Genomic DNA, 25,672 nt, shown 5'->3' on the forward strand with positions numbered 1-25,672 from the left:
GGGATCAGAGGGGAGAAGGAAAATGAATTTAGAATATTTACGCTTATTTTATGCAGTGGCAAATAATAAAAACTTTTCACAGACGGCAAAAGAACTACATATATCTCAATCATCTGTCAGTCTGCAAATTAAGCATTTAGAAGAGACGCTGCAAACAAAATTATTTGACCGTACCACTAAGAAGGTAGATTTAACACCAGCAGGACAAATTCTATACAAAAAAGCAGAAAAAATGCTTTTCTTAATGAATGAAATTCAAAATGAACTACAAGAGCTTAAAGGAGAGGTAGCAGGCCATTTAAATATTGGAGCCAGTTTAACAATTGGCGAGCATGTTCTGCCATTCCTAATTGCGGAATATAAAAAGAATTATCCGCTTGTGGATATTCATTTGAGAATGTGTAATTCAGAACAAATTATTGAAAAGCTGTATAAACATGAATTAAATCTTGGTTTTATTGAATCAATGCTGTCCTACCCTAATTTAAAACAAATTCCGTTTCAAGAAGATGAATTAGTTTTAATCGCTTCAAGCCGTTCCAAAATAATTAGTGAGCATAGTGTATCCAAGGAAGAACTTACTTCTCTGCCGTTTATCATTAGAGAAAAAGGATCTGGTACAAGACAGGTTATTGAAGGAAGTTTAAGAAAAAGCGGGGTTGATCCTGCAGCTTTAAGGACTGTGCTGGAACTGGAACATACAGAATCGATTAAGAGCGCAGTAGAAGCCGACATTGGCATTTCTATTATCTCGAAATCAGCTGTGAAAAAAGAATTGCAGCTGGGAACATTAAAAGAGATAGAGATTGATGGAGTCAAACTAATAAGACAATTTTATATGGTGTATTTTGAAGAAGCACTACAGCTGACAAGCGAAAAATTGATTGAGCTTGTTTTCTCTCAGGCTGGCAGTTAGTTCTAACAGCGAGTATTGATCAGGATTCTTAAGAAGAACCCAATCGGTACTCGTTTTTGTTATATAATTGTTTTACAAGAGGGATAAATCATCATAAGATGAAAAAAAGAGAAAGAGGTGTTTATATGGAAAAGTTAAATCCTAAAAACCCCATACCGCTTCATATTCAATTGAGAAATAAAATAGAAGGATTAATTAACGAGGGCCATTACCGTAATAAAATTCCGAGTGAACGGCAATTGATGGATGAGTATGAGGTAAGTAGAAGTACAGTGAGGGAAGCAGTAGCCCATCTCGTTCGGGAAGGTATTGTGGAGAAAGTGCATGGCAAGGGGACATTTATTTCATCGAAAGCTATTCAAGATTGGCTGGGATCATTAACAAGTACAACCGAAACCATCAGGAAAATGGGGATGGAGCCAGGGGCCAGACTTGTTACGCATGGAACGATTATTCCTCCTCATGAGATTGTAGAAGCGACAGGGCTTGAAAAAGCTTATTTTATCAAAAGAATCCGATATGCAAACGATATTCCACTGGCTATTGAGCTACAATATTACCCGGTTGAAATTGGCGAGAAGCTGGCTCAACTAGATATTGATAAAGGGACTCTTTTTGACTTGATAGAAGAAAATCTCGGCATCAAATTAGCGGAAGCAGAACAGCTGATTACAAGTAGCTTTTTAAGTAAAGAAGATGCGGAGCTATTAGGTGTTTCGGATTCGTTTAATGTATTAAATACGGAGCGGAAGCTTATGGATCATTCGGGGCGGCTGATTGAGTATTATGTTGCCTTTTTTAGATCAGATATGTATTCTTTCCGAATAAAACTAAGTAAAAAAAGCAACTAGTTAAGGAGCAGCTAGGATAACATAAGGCTGCTTCCTAACGATGAATCTGTCAATTAGTAAATAGACTATCTTTTATCAAGAATGTAAATAAGTATGAATTAAAAAAGTAATAAGTAATATTTTTAGAATTTATTGAATATTTTAAAAACATGTGTTTTAATAAGGTTAACACCAAGAGACAAACACAAACTGGTACGGATGACACGACGACACGACATGACACGACAAGAGAGTACAAAAGAGTACACATGAAAGAAGAGAAGAAGAAAGGGGAGCCATAAACAACGATCAATTTAAAAAGTTAAGTGCTAGTAAATTCGCTGTTGATGCAGCTGAGTTTAATAGATAATTAGTCACTTATAAATACTAGTTAAAGGGGGCAAACATGATGACTCAATTGAAGGTGCAAGATAATCAAAAGCTGGTTAAACAAGATAATGAGCATTTGTGGCACGCGATGAGCCGTCACGTAGAAGGCGGCCAGCCGATGATCGCTGAGTCAGGCGAAGGTGCATGGTTCACAGACCTTGAAGGCAAAAGATACTTAGATGGTGTTTCGGGGTTATGGTGCTTGAACTTAGGACATGGACGTGAGGAAATTGTCGAAGCTGCAGCAGAACAAATGAAAAGGCTTTCTTATTTCCCTCTTACGTTAAGCCATCAGCCGGCTATTGAATTATCCGCGAAAATAAGTGAATTATTAGGGGCCTCATATAAAACATTTTTCTCGAATAGCGGATCAGAAGCCAATGAAACAGCTTTCAAGATTGCCAGACAGTATCATCAGCAAAATGGAAATCCAGGTAAATATAAATTCATTTCCAGATATCGTGCTTATCATGGATCAACTCTAGGAGCTCTGAGTGCAACAGCACAAGCAAATAGAAGGGTAAAATACGATCCGGGTGTACCAGGATTCCTTCATGTTCCGCCTCCATATAGCTATCGCTGTCCATTTGGTGAAGAAGTGACAAATTGTGACAAAGTGGCGGCTGATCAAATTGATCAAATGATTACATGGGAAGGTGCCGAATCAGTAGCTGCAGTAATTATGGAGCCGTTTATTTCCGGAGGAGGGGTCATTATTCCTTCCAGCGAATATTTACAGCGAGTAGCAGAGATATGTAAGAAACATGACGTGCTCTTGATTATTGATGAAGTCGTTTCTGGGTTTGGCCGTACAGGTAAAATGTTTGGCTTTATGCATTCAGAAGGTGTTCAGCCAGATATTGTTACGATGGCGAAAGGGCTGACAAGCGGATACTTGCCGCTCGGGGCGACGGCTGTCCATTCCCGAATTTATGAAAAGTTTAAAGAGAAGGGTGCAGACAATCATCTTCGTCACGTATCGACATACGGGGGACATCCAGCAAGCTGCGCGGTTGCATTGAAAAATATCGAAATTATTGAAAGAGAAGGCATCGTAGAAAGAGTAGCACGGCTCGGAGAAGTCATTTTAGGCAAGTTGAATGAGCTAGAGAACCATCCATTTGTTGGAGAGGTGCGCTCAAAAGGATTCTTATATGGACTGGAATTGGTAAAAGATAAAGTAACGAAAGAGCCAATTTCAGATGAGATCATTGGCGGTATTATTGCCAAGTGCAAGGAAAAGGGATTAATCATTGGCCGCAATGGCGACACTGTTCCGGGCTTTAACAATGTACTGATCGTAGCGCCGCCGCTCTCATCTACGGAAGATGACTTGCATTTCTTAGTTAATACAATTGTTGAGGTTTTTGAAAGCACGAAATAATTTTTAATCATACAAAATAAAAAATAACTGGACAGAAAGGTTGGGTTCAAATGGTTAAAGCAGAAAAAGAATTAAAGGTTATGCAAGGAAAGAAATTAAAAATGACACCGAGTGAGGCAATCGTTGAAACATTGCTTGCAGAGGGCATTGATCAAATGTACGGAATTTTAGGATCAGCGTTCATGGATATGCTGGATTTACTGCCAACAGCAGGCATTAAATTCATTCCGGTTCGCCACGAGCAAAGTGCTGCTCATATGGCAGATGCATTTACACGTGTCACTGGAAAAGCAGGCGTAGTAATCGGACAGAATGGACCGGGTGTTACAAATATGGTCACATCAGTTGCCGCTGCAAACATGGCACATACGCCGATGATCGTTATTGCGCCGTCTGCCGGTACAAAAACAATTGGATGGGATGGTTTCCAAGAGTGTGATGAAGCTTCTGTATTCGACAAAATTACAAAAGCGACAGTGAAAGTAACTCATCCAAGCCGTGTGGCAGATTGTTTGCGCACAGCATTCCGTCTTGCTTATGCAGAACGCGGCCCGGTTCTTTATCATATTCCACGTGATTACTTCTATGGCGAAGTAGAAGATTATATTTTAAAGCCATCTCAATACCGTGTAGAGAAAAAAGGATTCGGAGATTCTCAAGCTATTGATCAAGCAGTAGAATTGTTGAAACAAGCGAAAAATCCTGCCATTATTTCTGGAAGAGGAGCCGTTGACGCTGACGCTATTGAACTAGTGAAAGAATTGGCAGAGAAATTGAGCGCACCAGTTGCTGTTTCTTATATGCATAATGATGCTTTCCCAGCAGATCATCCGCAGGCAGTTGGTCCAATCGGTTACATGGGATCAAAAGCAGCGATGCACTCTTTGAAAGACGCTGATGTGCTTCTAGCTATTGGAACAAGATTATCTGTATTTGGAACTTTACCATGCTATGATATTGACTATTTCCCTAAAAATGCTAAAATTATTCAAATTGATATTAATCATCGGAATATTGCGAGAACTCATCCGGTGGAGGTAGGTATTCTAGGTGATGCGTATGATTCTACAGCAGAAATCTTAAAGCGCTTACAAGACAGCGGAGCTTCTTTTGCACCTAATAAAGAACGACTGCAAAAAATCGCTGCTGAAAAAGAAAAATGGGAACAAGAACTTGTTGACTTGGCAATGGTACCAGGCAATCCGATGAACCCTAGACGAGCACTCCTTGAAATTAACCGTGCTCTTCCAGATAACGCTGTTGTGGCTTCTGATATCGGTAATACATCATCTACATCTAACGCGTATTTAACATTTAATCAACCGCGTAAACACTTAGCTGCTTTGACATTTGGAAACTGCGGATTTGCTTATCCGGCTGCAATGGGTGCTGTTCTTGCTGATCCGTCTTCTCCAGCCTTCTGTATTGTTGGGGATGGGGCATGGGGCATGAGCCTTCATGAAGTGAGCACAGCTGTAGAGCAAAAGCTTCCTGTTATTGCTTGTGTATTCAATAATGGAGCTTGGTGTGCGGAGAAGAAAAACCAAGTGGACTTCTATAACAACCGCTTTGTAGGAGCAGACATTGAGGGACCAAACTTTGCTGAAGTAGCAAAAAGCATGGGAGCAGAAGGCATTCGCGTAGATAATCCAGAAGATCTGCGAAAAGCGATTGAAACTGCACTTGCTTCTAAAAAGCCAACAGTTATTGATATTTTAGTAGACGGTACGCAGCTGGCACCTCCATTTAGAAAAGATGCCCTGCAAATGCCAACTCGCCTTCTTGAAAAATATGCACATCTTGATCATAAAAACTGGTAAAAAGAAAAAGGGGCTTTTTAAAAAAGCCCCTTTTTTTTCAAAAAAATGTCCCCCTGCCTAAAAAAGAAGGTCTTTCTGAAGGGCTAATATGGGATTGTAGATGCTAATAGAAGAGCCAAGTGACGTTTTGAATGGAAATCCCGCAATACAGGAGGTATATGATGGAAGAAAGGGTTCAGCTCGACAAAACATTTAAGCAGCACTGGGTTTGGGCAATTGCGCTAGGATCGGCTATCGGTTGGGGGGCATTTATTTTGCCAACGGAGTGGATGGCGAAAGCAGGTCCGCTTGGTGTAATCACCGGACTGTTCATCGGTGGTTTAATCATGATGGTGATCGCTGTAAGCTACGGCATTCTCATAAATAAATTCCCGGTGTCAGGCGGAGGATTTACTTATGCTTATCTTGGTTTTGGCAGGACTCATGCATATTTTTGCGGATGGTTTTTAACATTAGGATATATTTGTATCGTCGCTTTAAATGCATCAGCCATGGCGCTTCTCGGAAAATTTCTTTTTCCTTCCATAACGAATACGATGTTTCTTTATGAAATCAATGGATGGGAAGTTTATTTAGGAGAAGTGCTGATTGCAAGTGCTGCTCTTATCTTTTTTGCCTGGTTTAATATTAAAGGTGCTTCATTATCAGGTCAGCTACAATTTATTTTTTGCGTCATTCTTGTCCTGGGTATCATTTTCTTAACGGCGGGCATGCTTTTACATCCGGATTTCAACTTTAGCTACATGACTCCTGCTTTTAAGCCGGGCATTGCACCAATCACAGGTATTATAGCCATATTGGCTGTGGCACCATGGGCCTTTGTCGGCTTTGATAACATTCCTCAGGCTGCAGAAGAGTTTAACTTTCCAGCTAAGAAAGCTTTTTCCTTAATCATTTATTCAATTCTTGTTGCTATATTTTTGTATGCGTTCATGGTTATCGCTACAGCTGCCGGAGGATCATGGCAGCAGCTAGTTGCAGGTAAGCCAATTTGGGGAACAGGAGACGTGGTTTCTCAAAGTTTAGGAACGATTGGAGTCGTTTGTCTTGCGATCTCAGTTTGTATGGGTATCTTTACAGGATTAAACGGTTTTTACGTTTCGGCAAGCCGATTAATGTTTGCGATGGGAAGAGCGCAAATTCTTCCAGCAGCATTCACCAAACTGCATAGTAAACATAAAACCCCTCACAACGGGATCATTTTTACTTGCATCTTATGCTTAATTGCCCCTTGGTTTGGACGTCCCGTTTTATTGTGGATTGTGGACATGTCCGCAATTGGTGTAACCATTGCTTATTTATATACGTGTCTAACTGCATTCAAACAATTTGTCTGGAGATTTGAAAGCGGTTACTCTAAAGGGGGAGCAGGAGCGCAAGGTAAAGATGAAAGAACGGTTTCTCCTGTAAAGAAACTCATCTGTCTTTTAGGGGTACTATCAAGTGTAGCATTTCTCGCTTTGCTTCTTGTACCAGGTTCTCCATCGGCTCTTGGCACCCCATCACTTATTGCTTTGGCAGCTTGGGTATTGATGGGAATAGCATTCTATATGTATAAAGCAAAAGATTTCCAAAAGGTGTCTAAAGAAACTCTTGATTACTATATTCTTGGAAAAGAGAGACCTGCGGAAAATAATCGTACGGAAGACGAAGCGTTAGCAGAATTCAAACTGGATGCTTCTAAATAGGACAAGCTATGCAATGAAAAGAGGCTGACTCCCATGTGTCTAACCTCACTCGCAATATACGGCGGGTGAGGTTAGACACTTCGAGTCAGCCTCTTAAGTATTAAATAAAGAAAGGGGGAATTAGACGAGTACGGCTTCTCTCGTTTCTGATGTATACGTACCATTCACAATTTGTTCTATTTCCCATCCTTCCAACGTTTCCTTTTTCAGTAAAGCATCCACTAATTGATGGAATTGTTTTTCGTGTTCTTGTATTAAACTTTCGGATATCGATAATGCTTTCTGGAATAACTCTTGCATTTTCGTCTCACGTTCTTGGTTAACAAATGTTAACGTAAAGCCGTCTTGCAGCACACCCATATCCACCATTTGTTCAATTATTTGTTTCGCCTGCTGAACGTCTCCACTTACACCGATGCTATGTTCCCCAAGAAACCTTCGCTCTGCTGTACCACCTGATAAAATCATTGCTATTTGATCAAGCAATTCACTAGCAGTAGACAAGTGAAGCTCCTTAGGAATGGGCGCGACATATCCAAGGGCTTGTCCTCTTGGAATAATGGTTGCTTTTCGTACTGAACCGGGTTTTGTAGCTGCAGCGACTAACGCGTGGCCTGCCTCATGAATGGCTACCCGCCGTTTTGTTTCCGGATCATGCAGTGTACGGGAAGTACTGCCCAGTATAATACGATCCAATGCATAATCAAGGTCGCTCTTTTCGATCGTATTTCGATTCTGACGGATAGCACTTCGACTGGCTGTTTCAAAAAGTGAGTTTAGCTCGGCACCTGAAAATCCAGATGTACTTTCCGCTAAATCACTAAGTGTAGATCGTACATCGTCAGCGAGTTGTTTTCCTTTAATGTGAATATCAATGATTTCTCGTCTTCCCTTTGTATCCGGCAGGGGAACAAGGAAAGAAAAGTCAATTCGTCCTGGACGCAAGAAAGCTTCATCAAGCATATCTTTTCTATTCGTAGCAGCAATAAATAATATATCATCATTTGCATGTCCGCCATCTAGCTGAACAAGGAGTTCAGTTAACGTTTTCTCTGCTTCTTCGCCGCCATGAGCTTTACGGCGGCCAGCAAGTGCATCTACTTCATCAATAAAAATAACAGCGGGTTTTTGCTTTCTCGCTTGCTGGAAAAGGCTGCGTACACGAGAGGCGCCAACACCGACGAATAATTCAGTAAATGCAGATCCGCTTGCTGAAAAGAAGTTCGCATTGAGCTCTTTAGCCATGGCTTGGGCAAGCAGTGTTTTCCCCGTTCCTGGAGGACCATAGAATAAAATGCCTTTTGGCGGTTTTACCCCGATATTTGCCACATCCTCAGGGTTTTTTAAAATAGAAAGCGTCTGTTTAATTTCATCCTTCATTTCTATTGAAAGTCCGCCGACATCTTGCAAGGTAATAGAAGGCAGAGGCTGTGCTTTCGATAAACTATTCTTCATCGTTTTTACTCCGCTAGTACCGCTTTGTCCCCTTTTATAAAGAGCAGCTGCTGCAATAGCGAGCAATAGAACGACACCGCCAATAATCCAACGGTCATATGGTCCTTTATTGGAATAGGAGTAACGGATATTATATGTTTCAACCAATCTATCTATTGATGAACTCCCAGGAGAAATATAGGAGACATATTCATGATCTTTTGTTGTGAGGTAAAGAGTTCCATCTGATTTTTCCTGTAATGAAACAGGTGTCCCATTTTGTTGCTTAATAATTTTTTCCATCGACGAAAAAGAAACAGTGACCGCTTTGTCTGAATTATGCAATGACCAGGAGATCATTCCTACAAGGACGACGATTAAAGCGAACAGCGGAAAAAGCTTCTTCATTAAATTAGACTTTGTTTCCACTCACTTCAGCTCCTTCCATGATGTATATATTAATTATAAGCATTTAAACTCATAGATGAATAGGTGAAAAGTAATGTATTTTTTGTCAAAATGAAGAATTTAATAATTATTTATCGTGATTAATGAGTATATTTGGGAGGGGGAAGTGAGATTTGTGATCATACATAATAGGCAGAGCTCTCATTTTCCCTTCGTTCATTCAACGTCGTAACAAAGGGTTATTTTACTTTATAAAAGGCTTTGTTACACTTTTCTGTTGATTTCCGCGGGCGGTCCGGAAGACCCCTCGTCTATCAACAATAATTATTAACATAGCCTTATGAAAAAGCAGAAGGAATAGATTTTCTATTCATATCCAAAATACAAATAACCATTTGATAGAGAGTTGATGAGAAAACTATGAGGAAAGTTTTTCAAATTTATAAAACAGACTGGAGAAGGATTTTTAGTGTTTCAACAGGGATTATGCTTGCCGCAGCCGTTATGTTTTTACCTGCTATTTATGCATGGGTCAATATAAAGGCAATGTGGGACCCGTATGAAGATACGTCTGGAATAAAGGTAGCGGTGACAAATCTTGATCAAGGAGCTGCAGCGCGGGGGGAAGAGTTAAACATTGGAAAAGAATTAGTGAACCATTTGAATACAAATAAAAAATTGGGCTGGACATTTGTCAGTCAGGAAGAAGCGGAACGGGGAGTGAAGCACGGAGAATATTATGCCGGTTTATTGATTCCTGCCGATTTTTCAAAGAAAATGACAAGTATTTTATCTAAAAATCCCGAGCAGGCAGAAATTGATTATATGGTAAATGAAAAGCTAAACGCAGTTGCCCCGAAAATTACAGAAAAGGGCGCTGCGGGTGTCGTCGAAAAAGTGAGCAGTCACTTTACTAAAGCAGTCGATAAAGCTGTTTTAACAGCGTTTAATGAAGCGGGAATTGAACTTGAAAAGGAACTTCCGTCCATACGAAATATTGAAAGTAAAATTTTAGAGCTGGAGAAGCGGCTCCCTCATTTAAAAGAGATGGGCACGACGGTATTGGTGCTTGAAGAAAAGCTGCCGAAAATCAAAGAGAAAAGCCAAAAAATTGTCGAGCTTGAAAAACAACTGCCAAAAATTAATGGGGCAGGCAACGATATTTTAAAGGTAGAAGAACGAATGTCTCAACTAAAGGAAGTAGGAAATGACGTATTATTTATTCAAAACAAACTTCCTGCTGTTCAATTGGCAGCCGAAAAGGCCGCAGAAGTCGATCGGAATTTTGATAAAGCCGCAAAAGCATTAGAGGAGGGGATAGAAGGCGCTCAGAGAGCGAGTGACATGATCACTGCTGCCCAGCAGGAATTTTCAAAAGAGGGAAAAGAAAAACTGCCGGATGTAAAATCGGCTTTACTGAATGCGCAAGAAGGAGTACAGTTCGGCCTACAAGAGCTGGAAGCGGAAAAAAAAGAATTTCCGCGAATACAAGCGGACATTCATGAAGCTGTTCTCAATATAGAAGAAAAGATGGACACATTTACAACAGTTGTAAATAAAGCGGCTTTCTTTGTGCAGAATGATTTGCCCTCAGCTGAACAGAAGGTTCATCAAGCGGCAGATTTTGTGAGGAGTGATTTGCCTGCTGTGGAACAGGATATTAAGCAGGCTTCTTATTTTATTCAAGAGAAACTGCCTGCGGTAGAAGATGCGGTTCATCAAGCTGCTCATCTCGTTAGATCAGATTTGCCCGAATTAGAAAAATCGATTCGACAGGCTGCTGATAAGATTAGAAAATTTGAAGCGGAGAGAGATTTGGAGGACCTCGTTAAACGCTTGAAACATGATGTCCAAAAAGAAAGTGACTTTTTAGCTAATCCAATTAAATTGAAAGAAGAAAAAGTATTTCCTATCCCAAATTATGGATCAGCTATGTCGCCATTTTACACAACGCTCTCACTCTGGGTAGGCGCGACACTGCTGATTTCCTTGTTCAGAACGGATGTAGAGGATCCAGATAACAGTTACAAAAGCTATCACGTGTACTTTGGAAAGCTGCTGACGTTTTTAACAATAGGTGTGTTTCAAGCGATCATTGTCAGCATAGGTGATATTTTTCTTCTTCATGCTTATGTGGCAGAGAAATTTTGGTTTGTTGTATTTGCTGTATTAATAAGCATTGTTTTTGTTACTGTGACATATACGCTTGTCTCTGTTTTTGGAAATATTGGGAAAGGGGTGGCTATTATTTTGCTTGTTCTGCAGTTTTCAAGTTCAGGGGGGACGTTCCCAGTTAGTTTAACCCCTCCATTGTTTCAACAAATTAGTCCATTTGTTCCATTTACCTATGCAGTCAGTTTGCTGCGTGAAGCTGTCGGAGGGATCGTATCGGACATTGTGGAAAAAGATTTATTAGCTCTTCTGTTTTTCTTTATTATCACGATTCTATTCGCTCTGTTATTAAAAAAACCGTTAAGTGGAATAACGAATAAACTGGCTGAAAATGCTAAAAAAACAAAGGTTTTTTCGTGACTTTAATGAAAATAAAACTATGTGCAAAATTCAAAATTATTTTACCTATAAATGACATCATTAAAAACAATAGAAATAGGAAAAGATATCGCTTGTACGATGATTAAAAGGAGGAAAATGATATGTACAACAAACCAAATCCAGATGACAGATCTAACAATGTAGAAAGACTTCAAAATGCGGTAGAAAATACGAAGGAAAACATGAGAAAGGCAGAAGAAACAATGATGAATGCTGCACCAGCAGAGCAACAAGCAATTAGAGAGAAAAATGCACGCCGCGAAGAAAGTATTGCCGGTATGCAGGCAGAAATACAAGATGAAATGAACGCTAGGGAAAATGGACAAATAAATGGTTAAGTAAAGGGGGCGCAGTCTGCGTCCTTTTTGTTTGTTTAGAAACTGTCGTTTCTTAAAAGTTGAAGAAAGCGATGTATTTGTTGACTCCATCAGGAAAAGTGCTGATTGAAGAAGGATAAAATGTATCACTTGACTTGTCTTATATCATATGACTGAATATTTAGAGAGGCTAGGTAGATAGATATGCATGGGGAATAGGTCTGTGATATGATTTTTTTGGAGGAATGACATACATATCGGTAACCCATGGACCTTGAAATGATAAAAAGTGAAGGGGAACAATTTAAGATAAAGACTAAGCAAATAAGGGGATAAAGGCTAATGAAACTTGGAGGACTCAAAATTAGTAGTAAATTTAACATTCTGGTACTTGGAATTATTCTTTTTTTATCTGTCAATATCAGTTTAGTAGCTAAGTATCAAATCGAAAAAGCGATGATGCAGGTGTTTACGGAACGGATAAAGGCTGTTTCGGGGCTAGGCTATAATTGGTTAAATGAAACTCATCAAGGTAAGTGGTCTATTAAAGAGGGAGAATTGTACAAAGGAAATGTAAAAATTAATGATAATAATGAATTAGTTGACCAAATAGGGCAGATCACTGAGGGAGCAGCAACGATTTTTCAGGGAGATACAAGAGTTGCGACTAACGTAAGGAACAATGGAGAAAGAACAATTGGTACAAAAGCTGATCCCAGAGTAACGGAAGTTGTACTTAAAACAGGAAAAGCATATATAGGAAAAGCTGATGTTGTCGGGCAGGAATATTTAACAATGTATCAACCTATAAATGATCAAAATGGGAAGGTTATTGGCATGTGGTTCGTAGGAGCACCAATCGAGGTTATTGATAAGAGTATACTAACATTGCTTTCAATGATAGTTACCGTGTTGGTGATTTCAGGAGTAGTTGCTATTGCTTGTAGCGTATTATTCACCCGGTCTATAGTACGTCCCATTTTAGATATAAACAAACAATTAGCGGAGATTGCAGAGGGAGAAGGAGATCTCACGAAAGAACTCTCTATCAAATCGCGAGATGAAGTTGGTGAACTAGCTGGTTCATTTAATAAAATGATTAATAATCTGAGGGAGATGATTCGTCAAATCAGTTTGACATCTGAACAGATGGCTGCATCTTCTGAGGAGCTGACGGCGAGTGCGGAACAAACAACACAAGCAACGAACCAAATCGCTACATCTATCCAGAAAGTATCCATAGGTGCAGAGAACCAGGGGCATGGGGCAATGGAAAGTTCAAGGGCGATGCAAGATATAACGATTCATATCCAACAAGTTGCTGAAACGGCTGCCACTGTGTCGGAAGCAGCGACAGAAACGAGTAAAGAAGCAAGTCTTGGAAATGAGTCACTTCAACAAGTGACGAAACAAATGAATCATATAAGCATGTCTGTGGAAGAGGCTGCTAATGTTATTAAACGGTTAGGAGAACACTCGCAACAAATCGGAAGAATTACTGAAATCATTACAGGGATAGCTGATCAAACGAACTTGTTGGCACTTAATGCCGCAATTGAAGCGGCTAGAGCCGGTGAACATGGAAAAGGCTTTGCTGTGGTGGCGGATGAAGTGAGAAAGCTTGCCGAACAATCGAAGGAATCTGCCGATCAAATAGCTGGTTTTATTGGAAAAATACAAGAAGATACACTACAAGCAGTAGATGTAATGGATAAAGGGAGCCAAGAAGTGGCAATGGGGACGGATATTGTCTATAAGACAGGTGAAGGAATTCAAAAGATTCTAAGTTCGGTTGAACAGGTGGCTTCTCAGGTGCAAGAGGTTTCGGCCATATCGGAAGAAATAGCGGCTGGCGCGGAACAGGTTAATGCTTCTATAGAAGAAATGGCTGGCATAGCCAAGTCTTCCGCATCTAATACTCAAAATGTGGCATCGGCTTCAGAAGAACAGCTGGCGTCTATGGAGGAGATCGCATCTTCCGCTTCGTCATTGTCTAAAATGGCGGAAGAGTTACAAATACTTGTTGGGCAGTTTAAGGTGTAACTTCTTGGCAGGCAGGAAAGATAAAAAGTAATAGAAAGGGGATCCTAATTTTTGACTGGATCCTCTTTTTTACTGAATGTATGTTGTTAGACAAATTTGTACATTTATAAAAATATTGAGATGAATTTATCGACACTTTCAAATGCAGTATTCTTAGGATCTTTATTAAGAAAATCAATATTACAAGTCTTTGTGTATCAAAACTTTTATTAACGCATGCTTAATTTCCAGAGGGAATTTACATTCTTTTGGAAAAATTCACAGGTAATATAGTTATAGTGATCAAACCATGTTATTGTTAATTATCAAGAGCTTCTATCAGAATGTTCGCCAAAGTACACTTACTTTACCTTGTTTTTTTGCGCGCAGAGGGTTAGCGTTATCGGATTAGAGGTTGATCAGTTTATTTAACCGAGAGCTTGAATATCTCCTAAAGGGTTATACTTTAAGCAAGAGAAAACAAAAAGCTGAGTATCTAAAAGGTACTCAGCTTTTTGTTTTCAAAATAGAGAAGAGCATAAGTGCTATCACATAGGGACTAGGCAGAGCCAGGATTCATCGTAGGTATATGAAAATCAGTTGGATGGCTATCTGTTGTTTGCTCAAATTTTATTGTTCATTGAGCTTTTAAATTGAGCGTTCCTGTAATTGTCAGCAAGAAACGATATCAAGATGCTCTTTATAGTCGTAAACGATTGTTAGGCTATATTTATTTCTCTTCCATGCTGATCGCCTTTCTTTCGAGTTTCAGTGATTATTTTATCACTTGGGAGGGTTGCAATATACAATTGGAAGCGATTAAAAATAGATAAGCAAACAGCAAAAGAGTATCGGCCCCACTTTCGCCAGATACTGTGATAGCCACGCGTGCTATCTCACCTGGTTTTTATTATAAGTATTTGGTGTTAATTGCATATTGTGATGGTTTAAAGAAGTGTAAACATTTTATTCCGGGATCCTACAAAACAGTTTAATGACAAAGTGTTACATGTTGTTTATTCTTTTTGCGCTCCTGTTCGGCCACGTAAGAAAACAAGATTAAAAATTGATCCTCAGCTAGCAGTAAAAATTAGGTAGTTCAAAAAAATAAATGAGGGTATATTGCTTGGAGTACATACCCGATTGCTCTCAAGCTGGTGTCGGTAACATACCGGGCGGATGCGCCTTGAACAAATTACGAAATCACCGTTTCTCCAAGCAATAGAACCATTAGTTGTTTCATTGGCAGCTGCTGCTTTTCCCATTCACGGTATAACCGCTCCAATGCCTCGGTGCCGGTGTCGTCCGCCAGCCAATAGGTCCCGTAATGCATCGGGACAAACAGCTTTGCCCCAAGTTCTAAGAAAGCTTTCACACTGTCCTCTGGATTAATATGAGATTCTTTCATAAACCATTCAGGCTCGTAGGCTCCGATTGGCATAAACACTGTGTCAATATTAAATCGCCGACCAATCTCTGAGAACCCTGAAAAATAACCCGTATCTCCAACAAAATACATTGTTTCACTAAGGCTTTGAAAAATAAAGCCGCCCCAATGAGAAGTATTCATATCGGTCATCGTTCTTCGTGTCCAATGCTGGGCAGGGACAAAGTGAATAGCAATTTCCTTGTACTCTACACAATCCCACCAGTTCATTTCAATTATCTTTTTATAGCCCCTTCTTTCAAATAGAGACTTTAACCCCGCAGGTACAAAGAACTGAGGATTACCTTTTAATTTTTTTAAAGTGGGGAAATCCAAATGGTCATAGTGGCCATGTGATATAACAACTACATCAATTTCAGGTAAATCAGTCAGTGAAATCCCCGGTTCCGTTAATCTTTTTTGAAAGCCCATTCGCTTTGCCCACACTGGATCGGTCAAAATATTCAGCCCGTTCATTTGAATTAAAAATGTGGAATGGCCGATCCAGGTATAAGAGGTTTGGGATCGATTTGCACGTATTGCGTTAACTTGTTTATTCGGGCAATGCGGGATATTGACAGATAAATCTTTAACCTTGCTGCGTCTTTCTTTGTTCCACTTGAGCATATCCTTAAATGATTTATTATTTGTCACACCGTCTAAATTCGTATATCGTTTTCGCATGGTTTCACCTGATAATAGTTTTAGAAAATTATAACAACATTATTAGAAGGGTTCAAAAATAACGATTATGTTTGGAAAAGAGAACAGTTTAAATGGTAAAGTTAGGTGAATAAGTCTTCTGAGGTACCGCCAGCGAACCGTGTTTTGTTTGTGGAACCCCGGGTAGAGCGATTGGCTGTTAAGAAGGTCTAGATAGCATTTTTAAACTTCTTTTTGCAATTTTAACTCTAGATAAAATTATAGATAGATATGAAGAAAGTTCTGTAATTGATGAAGGTGCTTTTTTATTTTTAATCATATGAATGAATTGCTTCTCTTGGTTATGACAATGTTAAAACAAGAGATAAATGTAGGGTATATGTGGTTTGCAGATATTTAAAATTTAGTAATATAAAAATCTGAAATACAAATGGAGTTTTTTTGGATCTGACACTCTTAATTGTTTAGATCTAAAAATGTGCTTATTTCTTTTACATATCTGTCTTTTGGATAGTTGTTATATAAGCTGCTGGATAATCGAATAGGATCGCCAAAAAAGTATCTTTCATATTGGGTTTGTCTTGTGCCAAATGCGCTCATCGTAAGATCCCATGCAAGACGGAATATTTTAACTCGTTCTTCACCATTTTGATTAACTCCTTGAAGATACCTGTCTAAATCAGCCCTTATGTCAGAATTAAAGTCTTTTTCGGTAGGCAAAGAAACCATACCGCTAGCTCCAATTAATTGAATAATTTCACAGAAGCGGGGATAAATTTTAGGGAATATGTTACTGGCAACCTGAAGGGGAACCATACTAGGACACATTAATCCAAACTGATCAATCTCCGCATCATATTCTGACTTCTCTATTAGAGCTTTCATTGTTTCAAGACCAATAATTATTTCAGAGAATTTTTCTTGTATATGCTGATACTCACTAACATTAATCGTCTCGATAAGAAGCTCGGTAAGGCCTAAAATGAATTCCGTTTTTACAATTTGTCTGGTGACTACTTGATGGTATGCAAAGGTATGAAAGGAGCTTTGATTTTTGAGATCAACAGCTGCTTCAACGTTATCATGTAAAAACACTCGATCCCACGGTACTAATACACTGTCAAAGACAACAATCGAATCCATTTCTTCATATCTTGAGCTAAGTGGATGATTAAAAGGCGATTCCCCACCCACAAACGATTGTCTACAAATAAATTTTAATCCTTTTGTATTTGAAGGAATGGAAAAGGAAAATGCTTCATCACTATTAAATAATACACGCGGAGAAGAAATAACTAATATTTCATCTGTTAAACCGCCTTGAGTTGCTAGGAGGAGGGCACCTTTTATGATAATTCCTTCTTGATTTCTATCAATAATCCTGGCTGAGATAGGTTCCTTCGAAAATCCCAAGTAAAGTTGGGAACGATTTACCTGCGGAGCAATAAAAGTATGTGTAAACGAGAGGTCTTGTTTGATCGCCCGTTCATATAAGGAAGTGATATTTTCAGGAAAACAGTTTTCTCTGTCTTTCAACAAGGAGGCAGAAGAGGCAAGGCTCATGACAGCCGTATTCATATAATCAGGACTTCTTCCCATCATTCCATGAGTGACTCTCGCCCATTGTTCTGTCATCCTTCTTCTTTTCCTCAATTCTTCTTTTGTTTTTGGCTGTAAATAAGAGGTTCCAATCAATTCTTTTTTATCTGGTAAAAAGTAAGTCATAACTTCTTTTAGGGTGGGATCGTGTTGTAAATCATATAGGGAAGCCTTTGACTGAAGAATTCCTTTGAAGGCAGGATGTGCAGAAATTTTTCCGTTTATTTTTTCACCTTCTAGCCAAATTTCATTTTCTAACTTATTTAACCGTTCAATAAAATCTTTTCCGTTGATAATGCCCATTTCTACCGCCTCCTTTTATTATATATATGCCCCTGTTCGCTTTGGACATCAATTACATTATCATTTTGCTCAAGGCGCTTTTTTAGGGCATTTATTGTTTGACTATGCTTCCTTCTGTTAACACCTAATACTCCTCCGTTCTTTATATTCTAGATTTAATGTTTAAGTAACCTATCGTTATAATCGACAGTTAACTCATAATGTGTAACAAGGAGGTTAGTTAACTAAATAAAAAACAAGCATTTTTCAATAAAACGCTTGTATAACAAGTTTATAGATCCAAACTACAACTAATAACCAAATTAGCAGAAAGAGAATGCCAACAAACCAATTTTTAGGTTTACCGTTCTTTTTCATCTCTTCAGCCTTTTCTCTGTTATCTTCTATAACATGAAGTGGAATTAATTTTAAAGCTAATGAGATACCAAGGGGGACAATGATTAAATCATCTAAATATCCTAAAATCGGAATGAAGTCTGGAATTAAATCGATTGGGCTAAATGCATAAGCGACAACACAAATTGCTACGACTTTTGCATACCATGGTGTTCTACTGTCTTTATAAGATAAATATAGAACGAATAAATTTTGTTTTAATTTTCTTGCATAACTCTTGAGTTTAGATAATTTACTTTCTTTTTTCATTTCAACACCCCCATTTATACACATTATAAAGTCTTAAATAGGAAAGAAAAATAAAATTATTATGTCGCAGTCCGTTAAAACTTTTCATTAAAACAGTCGAATATCTATAGGTAAAAAGATCCGATTACACCTGTAACTTGTAGGTTTTAATACGTTTACTGTGGAGATCCAAGTAGAAAAGGAGACCAATAGGATATATCCATAGTGTTTAGACAGGGGGCCACTAAAAAAAGACAATTAGTCTATTGCTGACTAGTAAAAGTGTGCTGTACTATAAAAATGATAGAAGACTTTATATGGAAGAGGGCACATATTGAAGAAAACTAACATCATTATTACAACCTTTTACTGTTTTTATCAGGGGCATCTATACCCGCAATCGTTCAGGCGGATACCATTCTGTCACTGGATTCGATCGTTTCAGGCTCTATATCAGAGCAGGAGCCAATGGATGCATACACTGTATCTATCAATGAAGCAGGGGTTTTATCAATTGATGTTAACGTGTACTTTTCTGCTGCTTTAATTGAGTTAAGAGATTCGAATAACGCGCTAGTCGGTAATTTTGAAGGCGTTTTTCACGGTCGCCCGGAACGTCCGACTTCTTCACAAAGATGTTAATATAGAACCCGGTGTGTATACTGTTTTTGTCAAAGATTTTAATAAAACCAGTTTTGGGAATCATGACTTGAAAGTAACACTTGATCCTGCCCACAACACGGAAGTTGAACCGAATTAAACATTCACAGAAGGGATGCCAATTCAAGTGAATGGAATTGTCTATGTATACGATTTGAAAGGAACTATGATTTTTTGGAATACTTTAGGTTTCTACCAAGGACCGCTAATACAATGGGAAACACATGTGGATCTTGAACCGGGGACGTACTATATAAGGGGTCAAGGGAATGATTCCTATCATGGGATTTATGGGATGCCCGTCTCGTTTAATGTTGCAAATAATGAAGAGATAGAGCCTAATAATACCAGGAATACAGCGGTGTCCATCCCTTTAAATGACCCGAAAGCTTATATAGGCTTTTTGATTTATACAGATAAATTCGATTACTATAAAATATAAATGGAATATAATGGTTATTTGGCGGTTGGTTTTTCATCGGAGTTTAGTGGCTGCCAATTAACAGATGAAATGGATACCGTATATGATTCCCACATTAGTAGTGGAGGCAGTGGGAAACCAGAAATTTCATCGAGGAGAATGGCCCTTCCGAAAGGCACCTATTAATTTATACCCTCTGCTCAAGTGCTTTGGCAGGGCTGAGTGTATAAGATGTCAGTCAAACATGAAGCGGACTTTAAAGATGTCACGGCCAGATATTCGTCTGCAGTCAATTTATTGGTAGATAAAGAAATGACAAATGGGCTTTCAAAAAATGAATTTGGGATATATGACAATATTAAGCGAGTAGATGCAGCTATTTGGTTCGCTAAAATATTGGATCTGGATATTACAAACTCAACGAATACACCTTATTCCGATTTACCAAAAAGGGCATGGGGAGCTGTGATTGCTTTAAAAGAGGCAAACATAGCCAATGGGAAAACCCCGTCCTATTTCGGGGGGCGATGATACGATGACCCGCGGTGAAATGGCATTGCTGATTCAACGGGCATATAAATTAAAAGTCGATGGCGTCGAACTTTCATTTAAAGATGTATCTCCTCGTTATGAAGAAGCGGTCAAAGCTTTAGTGAAAAATAAAGCGACGCGGGGCAAATCATCTACCTAAATTGGAGCAAACGCACCCATTACTCGAGGAGAAATGGCGTTGTTCTTATACCGAAGTGAAACAACTAAATAAGAACTCGATCGGTGCAGATAAATTTTATCTCGCACTGTTTTTTTGATTGCTTTATAAACGGGCGTACTTATGAATAAGTCAGTATGCCTTTTCTTTAATCAAGCCATGTAACTAAAGAAGAAACTTAAAAACACATGAGTATTTTCCTATTCATTCATTTGTTAAGATAAAGATGGAGTTTAGATTTAAAGGTACATAAAAAATGGCCAAGGATTAATTTTTTTTATAAATTTAATTGATAGGGGAGCATTTCTATCATGAGGTTATTAAAAGTTATTATTGTATCCGTAATTTTATCGTTAACTATTTCACTAGTTGGTTCATTAATAAATTACACCCCATTATCAAAAAGAGAGCCTGATGTTTACTATTTTTCAATTGGTGAAAGTTTCATCTTTGGACTGATTTACATCACGCCAATTCTGCTCATGCTGAGTATAATAGCCTTTAGTATCTATATGTTAATTGGGAGGAGTAAACGATTCTCCCATATAATTAAGGTAGCTTTAAGTATATTAATAGCAAGTGCTATAACGACAATAACGCTCTTTTTTATTGATAAAAGCAATGAAACTGATGATATTTACTTGATACCTAAAGGATTTGCAGGAGATGTTTATACTTTCTACAATATAAAAGGAGCACCGATGGTTGAAACTGAGGATGGTTATGAAGTACATGTTATTAATGAAAAAGGATATTTCTTAACTTCGAAACCGGATATGGACTATGGCACTGTAACCGATAAATACTATTACGTAGATGAAAACAGTAATCGAACGCCTATAAGCAATAAATGTGTTAGCCCGTTCGGAACAGGTGGATTTTCAACATCTAAGGGTGACGAAGAAATCGATTTTCATTATACAGGGTTCAAGCTAATAAAAGATAAATGTAGCGATGAGTTTGTGACGGAAAGTCATGGTTCGGAAGAAAATGAAGAAAAGATTATCCGTGAAATATTGAAGCAATACTATGGGGTTGAACAATAAATTGCAAGTGAACTTTTTGATAAACGTTTTTTGTTGAACTAACATGGTGCTTATCCTGATAAGATTTAAGCAAGAGAACTCCCCAGCTGCAGAGCTCTCTTGCTTATACTTTATTTGTTTTTTAATCCGGTGAAACCATTCCACCAGCTCCAGCTGACTCTGTGTCAGGGTGAACAGGAAATGATGGCTGTGTATTTTCTTCTGAATTAGGATTCTGTTGCTTACCAGTTGTCGGTGTATTAGATAATTGTTCTTTGTTGTCTTTCATTTTACAACTTCCTCCTTTGTTGTTCCTCTTTATCTGAATTTTCCCATCACTTTCACCCTCTAAACTTCCGCTATAAGATAGATTCTTTGTTAAGCAATGGAACATAAGCTTATATGAGAAAAAAAGATATGGCGCAGTTCATTAATGAAATATCTCAACATAAATATTTATACTTTATTAGCACGCTCCTGCAAGATTGATATCTCTCGCTTCGTTCGCAAAAGTACATTTTTTCGAACGTCCGTTTATTTACACAAGATATGATGTACTCAGTACTTAAGTTGACTGGGAGCGTCGTTCAACAAAAAAGAAATTTATAACAAACTTAAAATAAAAAAGTGATTGACAAAAAAAATGATAAGTATTAATATTATCTCGTGTTCGAGATAATTAAATTAGAGATAACTTCGAGGAGGCGACATAAAAGGAGAAGAGCCGCAATAATCAACCCTTTTTAATAGTAATGCAAAAATAAGTTAGGTATTACCGGATTTTCTGTTTTAGAGGTACTTTATCAAAGGATGAAGCAAGCAGTTCAACAAATCGGAAATTGAATATTGATCTCGAACGGTTCAGTGATCTATGTCATAGATAGGCTGGAACAAGGAGGGATTAGGCCGAAATGCTTGTCCGAATGATCACCGAGTTATATATGCAATATTAACTGATGATGGAAATGAATTGATGAACGAAATCATGCTGGGATCGTATGAGGTAGTTGAAGACACGTTTGATTCATTACATTCTCGTGAGGCAGAGACTTTGGTGGATCTTTTAAGAAAAGTAAGGAATAAACTTTAAACTTGCATTTTTTAAACTAATATCTCGAATTCGAGATAAAATAAATTTAGGAGGATTTTGACATGATAAATGTTGGTTTATTAATCATTCGTTTAGTAGTAGGTTTTCTTTTTGTAGGTCACGGTGCTCAAAAATTATTTGGCTGGTTCGGTGGTTATGGATTAAAAGGTACAGGAGGCTGGTTTGAATCCATTGGCATGAAACCAGGGGTAACCATGGCCCTGCTTGCAGGACTAGCAGAACTTGTTGGGGGAGCATTGTTTGCATTAGGACTCTTTACTCCACTTGCAGGAATAATCATTGCGGGAACCATGGTAATGGCGATTGTGAAAGTGCACGGTCCAAATGGAATATGGGCAACATCAAACGGTTATGAGTATAACTTAACTTTGCTGGCAGTTGCAATCGGTATAGCTTTAGTTGGCCCTGGACAATATGCTCTAGATGCATTCTTATTCTAAAATGACTCAAATTAAAGTTATTTACTTAAAAATGAATATACTCTATATGTGTTAGCAATTTTTAAATGGAAAAAATAATTTCAGTCTAATTAACTGAGACAAACAATTTACCCTTTGTGGTTGTGAGGAGAAAAAATGATGAAACATATATTTCAAAAAGGCTCGAATCCATTCAAACCTACTTTATTATTACTTCACGGTACGGGCGGAAATGAACTAGACCTTTTACCTCTTGCAGAGAAAATTGATGATGAGGCTCCTGTATTAAGTGTGCGTGGGAATGTAATAGAAAATGGGATGCCCCGTTTCTTTCGAAGATTGGCAGAAGGAGTATTTGATGAAAAGGATCTTAAATTTCGAACAAAAGAATTAAATGAGTTTCTTGACAAAGCAGCACAAAAATATGAATTTGACCGCAATAACATTTTTGCAGTCGGCTATTCCAATGGTGCAAATATCGCTGCCAGTTTATTGTTTCACTATCAAAATGCTTTAAAGGGCGCTATACTCCACCATCCGATGGTGCCCATAAAAGGCATGGCCCTTCCTGTTTTATCAGGAAAATCAATTTTTATTACTGCTGGAACAAATGATCCATTAATTTCACCAATGGAATCAGTTGAACTGCAATCGTTATTAGAAAAGGCTCAGGCAAATGTAGAGCTTCACTGGGAAAATAGGGGACATCAATTGACCATGGAAGAAGTAGAGGCTGCGGCCAAATGGTATGAAACGATTGTTAAAGGAGTGAAATAAGGTGGAGCTCTTAGGATTACATCATGTATCAATATTGACAGGAAAAGCGGAAAAGAATTATGAATTTTACACAAAAATTTTAGGAATGAGATTGGTAAAGAAAACCGTTAATCAAGATAACACGGAATCCTATCATCTTTTCTATGCTGATGCGGAAGGAACTCCAGGGACTGACGTGACGTTCTTTGATATTCCGCATCTTGGAAAAACATACAGGGGAACTTCAGATATTTCTACTATATCATTAAGGGTTAGAAATTCAGATTCATTGTTATTTTGGAAAGAGCGTTTTATACAATATGGGGTTGAACATGATGATATTCGAAAAAGAGCAAATCGCGATACATTGGCTTTCAGAGATTTCGAGGGGACTCGATTAATCCTAGCGGCCGATAACGGTGAAAAAGGTGTGAGAGCAGGAGTTCCTTGGCAAAGGGAGGACATTCCGTTAGAACATGCCATTATTGGTTTAGGACCTGTAACCTTCACAGTCGCAAATGCAGAACCAACTATTGGTGTTTTAACAGAAGTTATGGGCTTTCGATTTGTCAGTTCTTATCCGTCACTTGAAGGAGATTATCCGGATATATTGATTTATGCAACTGGCGAAGGCGGGAGCGGCGCGGAGGTTCATATTGAAACAAGACCTGATTTGCCAAGAGCCAGTTTAGGTCGTGGAGGTGTTCACCACGTTGCCTTCCGTGTTCCGAATGAGGAAGAATACGATAAATGGGCAAAGCGTTTGAAAGAATACAGGTTACCCAATTCAGGGAAAGTTGAACGGTATTACTTTAAGGCATTATATTTCAGGGAACCAAATGGTATTTTATTTGAATTATCAACAGATACACCAGGATTTACGATAGATGAACCAATGGAAACAATGGGAGAAAAACTAGCACTTCCATCATTTTTGGAACCAAAACGAAAAGAAATCGAAGGAAAATTACGGCCATTAATCTTAGATTAAATCTAGCTTTATTGGAGGGATATCAATTGAACAATCTAAAAGGAATCCATCATGTAACAGCTATTACAAGTAGTGCAGAAAAGAACTATGAATTTTTTACTTATGTTTTAGGTATGCGTTTAGTTAAAAAAACGGTAAATCAAGATGATATTCAAACCTACCATTTATTCTTTGCAGATGATAAAGGCAGCGCAGGAACAGACATGACTTTCTTTGACTTCCCTGACATTCCAAAAGGCGTACATGGTACAAACGAAATTTCAAAGACCTCTTTCCGTGTGCCAAGTGATGCTGCGTTAGACTATTGGGTAAAACGTTTTGATCGTCTAGAAGTCAAACATGCTGGAATCAAAGAACAATTTGGTAAGAAAACTCTCTCTTTCGTTGATTTTGATGACCAGAAATATCAATTGATTTCAGATGAATTCAATAAAGGGGTGGAATCCGGTACACCTTGGAAAAAGGGTCCAATTCCATTAGAATATGCAATTACTGGTTTAGGACCTGTTTTTGTTCGTATTGCGAACTTTGACTACTTTAAAGAAATGATGGAAAAAGTTCTACTATTTAAAGAGACTGCTCAAGAAGGATCATTTCATTTGTTTGAAGTTGGTGAAGGCGGAAATGGCGCCTCAGTCATTGTAGAATATAACGCGGTTCTTCCTGAAGCCCGACAAGGTTTTGGCATGGTACACCATGTGGCATTCCGAGTAGAGGACCGCCCAGTATTAGAGGAATGGATTGAGCGGATGAGTAGTTTTGGATTCCATACATCTGGTCATGTAAATCGCCACTTTTTTGAGTCATTATACGCAAGAGTTGCACCACAAATTTTATTTGAGTTTGCTACAGATGGTCCTGGTTTTATGGGAGATGAACCTTATGAAACGCTTGGGGAAAAGTTATCCCTGCCTCCATTTTTAGAGCCTAAGCGTGCAGAAATAGAAAAATTAGTTCGCCCAATTGATACAGTGAGAAGTACAAAGGAATTGAATAAAGAATAAAAGGAAAATATTAAACAAAACAGATATTTACGAAGGATAATGGAAGATATATGATAGGCAACTTCGATAGGAAGAAAGGCGATGCTGAGGAAGCGCCGCCTATTTTTTGACACTTTATTATTGTATAACGAATCAAGAAGCCTGCTGTGGCTGGTAAACTAAAACCATTTGAAGGTTACAAATGATTAATATAGCCAGT

Annotated in this window: 21 protein-coding genes and 2 pseudogenes; 18 read left to right on the forward strand and 5 right to left on the reverse strand. The window is 38.4% G+C overall.

Translation table 11 applies throughout. The features are described from left to right. Window positions 1–22: 22 nt before the first annotated feature. From QYG89_RS05390 to QYG89_RS05410, 5 genes are all read left to right on the forward strand, one after another. On the forward strand, window positions 23–916 hold the full coding sequence (locus QYG89_RS05390; RefSeq protein WP_404315336.1) for a selenium metabolism-associated LysR family transcriptional regulator: 894 nt from the start codon (window positions 23–25) through the stop codon (window positions 914–916). A 125-nt stretch (window positions 917–1,041) separates the two neighbouring features. Then, window positions 1,042–1,767 carry a GntR family transcriptional regulator gene (locus QYG89_RS05395; protein WP_404315338.1) on the forward strand — a complete coding sequence of 242 codons (726 nt, stop codon included), beginning with the start codon at window positions 1,042–1,044 and terminating at the stop codon, window positions 1,765–1,767. A 388-nt stretch (window positions 1,768–2,155) separates the two neighbouring features. Then, complete coding sequence (locus tag QYG89_RS05400) at window positions 2,156–3,520, forward strand: aspartate aminotransferase family protein (protein ID WP_404315646.1); 1,365 nt, start codon at window positions 2,156–2,158, stop codon at window positions 3,518–3,520. 50 nt (window positions 3,521–3,570) lie between these two features. Beyond that, on the forward strand, window positions 3,571–5,340 hold the full coding sequence (gene xsc / locus QYG89_RS05405) for a sulfoacetaldehyde acetyltransferase (protein ID WP_404315340.1): 1,770 nt from the start codon (window positions 3,571–3,573) through the stop codon (window positions 5,338–5,340). Between the two features lie 161 nt (window positions 5,341–5,501). Then, window positions 5,502–7,028, forward strand: coding sequence for an APC family permease (locus tag QYG89_RS05410; protein WP_404315342.1), 1,527 nt, complete (start codon window positions 5,502–5,504; stop codon window positions 7,026–7,028). 120 nt (window positions 7,029–7,148) lie between these two features. Here QYG89_RS05410 and QYG89_RS05415 read toward each other — a convergent pair whose 3' ends face one another. Then, complete coding sequence (locus tag QYG89_RS05415) at window positions 7,149–8,891, reverse strand: AAA family ATPase (protein WP_404315344.1); 1,743 nt, start codon at window positions 8,889–8,891, stop codon at window positions 7,149–7,151. A 399-nt stretch (window positions 8,892–9,290) separates the two neighbouring features. On the opposite strand from QYG89_RS05415, the gene QYG89_RS05420 reads away from it, so the two are divergent. The 4 genes and pseudogenes from QYG89_RS05420 to QYG89_RS17370 form a co-directional block, all read left to right on the forward strand. Further along, window positions 9,291–11,402: a YhgE/Pip family protein gene (locus QYG89_RS05420; RefSeq protein WP_404315346.1), complete on the forward strand. Its 2,112-nt coding sequence runs from the start codon at window positions 9,291–9,293 to the stop codon at window positions 11,400–11,402. 122 nt (window positions 11,403–11,524) lie between these two features. Further along, window positions 11,525–11,761: a small acid-soluble spore protein Tlp gene (gene tlp / locus QYG89_RS05425; protein ID WP_404315350.1), complete on the forward strand. Its 237-nt coding sequence runs from the start codon at window positions 11,525–11,527 to the stop codon at window positions 11,759–11,761. A gap of 438 nt (window positions 11,762–12,199) precedes the next feature. After that, a pseudogene (locus QYG89_RS17365) lies at window positions 12,200–12,844 on the forward strand (cache domain-containing protein); the annotation flags it as partial. 297 nt (window positions 12,845–13,141) lie between these two features. Beyond that, a pseudogene (locus QYG89_RS17370) lies at window positions 13,142–13,783 on the forward strand (methyl-accepting chemotaxis protein); the annotation flags it as partial. Window positions 13,784–14,957: 1,174 nt separating this feature from the next. On the opposite strand, the gene QYG89_RS05435 reads toward QYG89_RS17370, so the two are convergent. The 3 genes from QYG89_RS05435 to QYG89_RS05445 form a co-directional block, all read right to left on the reverse strand. Continuing rightward, window positions 14,958–15,872, reverse strand: coding sequence for an MBL fold metallo-hydrolase (locus tag QYG89_RS05435; RefSeq protein ID WP_404315354.1), 915 nt, complete (start codon window positions 15,870–15,872; stop codon window positions 14,958–14,960). A 435-nt stretch (window positions 15,873–16,307) separates the two neighbouring features. Then, entirely contained in the window at window positions 16,308–17,753 is a 1,446-nt protein-coding gene (hpaB, locus tag QYG89_RS05440) for a 4-hydroxyphenylacetate 3-monooxygenase, oxygenase component (RefSeq protein ID WP_404315356.1), read from the reverse strand. A 246-nt stretch (window positions 17,754–17,999) separates the two neighbouring features. Beyond that, window positions 18,000–18,398 (reverse strand): YkvA family protein, encoded by a 399-nt coding sequence (locus tag QYG89_RS05445; RefSeq protein WP_404315358.1) that lies wholly within the window; start codon window positions 18,396–18,398, stop codon window positions 18,000–18,002. Window positions 18,399–18,845: 447 nt separating this feature from the next. On the opposite strand from QYG89_RS05445, the gene QYG89_RS05450 reads away from it, so the two are divergent. From QYG89_RS05450 to QYG89_RS05470, 5 genes are all read left to right on the forward strand, one after another. After that, a complete protein-coding gene (locus QYG89_RS05450; protein WP_404315360.1) occupies window positions 18,846–19,019 on the forward strand; it encodes a hypothetical protein in 174 nt (57 codons plus the stop codon). A 145-nt stretch (window positions 19,020–19,164) separates the two neighbouring features. Then, a complete protein-coding gene (locus tag QYG89_RS05455) occupies window positions 19,165–19,479 on the forward strand; it encodes a hypothetical protein (protein ID WP_404315362.1) in 315 nt (104 codons plus the stop codon). Window positions 19,480–19,689: 210 nt separating this feature from the next. Then, entirely contained in the window at window positions 19,690–19,989 is a 300-nt protein-coding gene (locus tag QYG89_RS05460; protein WP_404315648.1) for an S-layer homology domain-containing protein, read from the forward strand. 4 nt (window positions 19,990–19,993) lie between these two features. Continuing rightward, window positions 19,994–20,149, forward strand: a complete 156-nt coding sequence (locus tag QYG89_RS05465) for a hypothetical protein (protein ID WP_404315364.1) — start codon at window positions 19,994–19,996, stop codon at window positions 20,147–20,149. 329 nt (window positions 20,150–20,478) lie between these two features. Beyond that, on the forward strand, window positions 20,479–21,213 hold the full coding sequence (locus QYG89_RS05470; RefSeq protein WP_404315366.1) for a DUF6843 domain-containing protein: 735 nt from the start codon (window positions 20,479–20,481) through the stop codon (window positions 21,211–21,213). Between the two features lie 121 nt (window positions 21,214–21,334). Here the strand turns inward: QYG89_RS05470 and QYG89_RS05475 are convergent, their stop codons facing one another. Further along, the gene (locus QYG89_RS05475; protein ID WP_404315368.1) at window positions 21,335–21,481 is read right to left on the reverse strand and encodes a hypothetical protein; all 147 of its coding nucleotides are present in this window, start codon (window positions 21,479–21,481) and stop codon (window positions 21,335–21,337) included. Between the two features lie 863 nt (window positions 21,482–22,344). On the opposite strand from QYG89_RS05475, the gene QYG89_RS05480 reads away from it, so the two are divergent. The 4 genes from QYG89_RS05480 (at window position 22,345) to QYG89_RS05495 (ending at window position 25,473) form a co-directional block, all read left to right on the forward strand. Beyond that, window positions 22,345–22,743 (forward strand): DoxX family protein, encoded by a 399-nt coding sequence (locus tag QYG89_RS05480; RefSeq protein WP_404315370.1) that lies wholly within the window; start codon window positions 22,345–22,347, stop codon window positions 22,741–22,743. Between the two features lie 135 nt (window positions 22,744–22,878). After that, complete coding sequence (locus tag QYG89_RS05485) at window positions 22,879–23,499, forward strand: alpha/beta hydrolase (protein WP_404315372.1); 621 nt, start codon at window positions 22,879–22,881, stop codon at window positions 23,497–23,499. A gap of 1 nt (window position 23,500) precedes the next feature. After that, complete coding sequence (locus QYG89_RS05490) at window positions 23,501–24,469, forward strand: ring-cleaving dioxygenase (RefSeq protein ID WP_404315374.1); 969 nt, start codon at window positions 23,501–23,503, stop codon at window positions 24,467–24,469. A gap of 26 nt (window positions 24,470–24,495) precedes the next feature. Continuing rightward, window positions 24,496–25,473, forward strand: a complete 978-nt coding sequence (locus tag QYG89_RS05495; protein WP_404315376.1) for a ring-cleaving dioxygenase — start codon at window positions 24,496–24,498, stop codon at window positions 25,471–25,473. Window positions 25,474–25,672: the final 199 nt, after the last annotated feature.

Origin of the sequence: Bacillus lumedeiriae (assembly GCF_044891285.1) — a bacterium.
Taxonomy (GTDB): Bacteria; Bacillota; Bacilli; order Bacillales; family Domibacillaceae; genus Pseudobacillus; species Pseudobacillus lumedeiriae.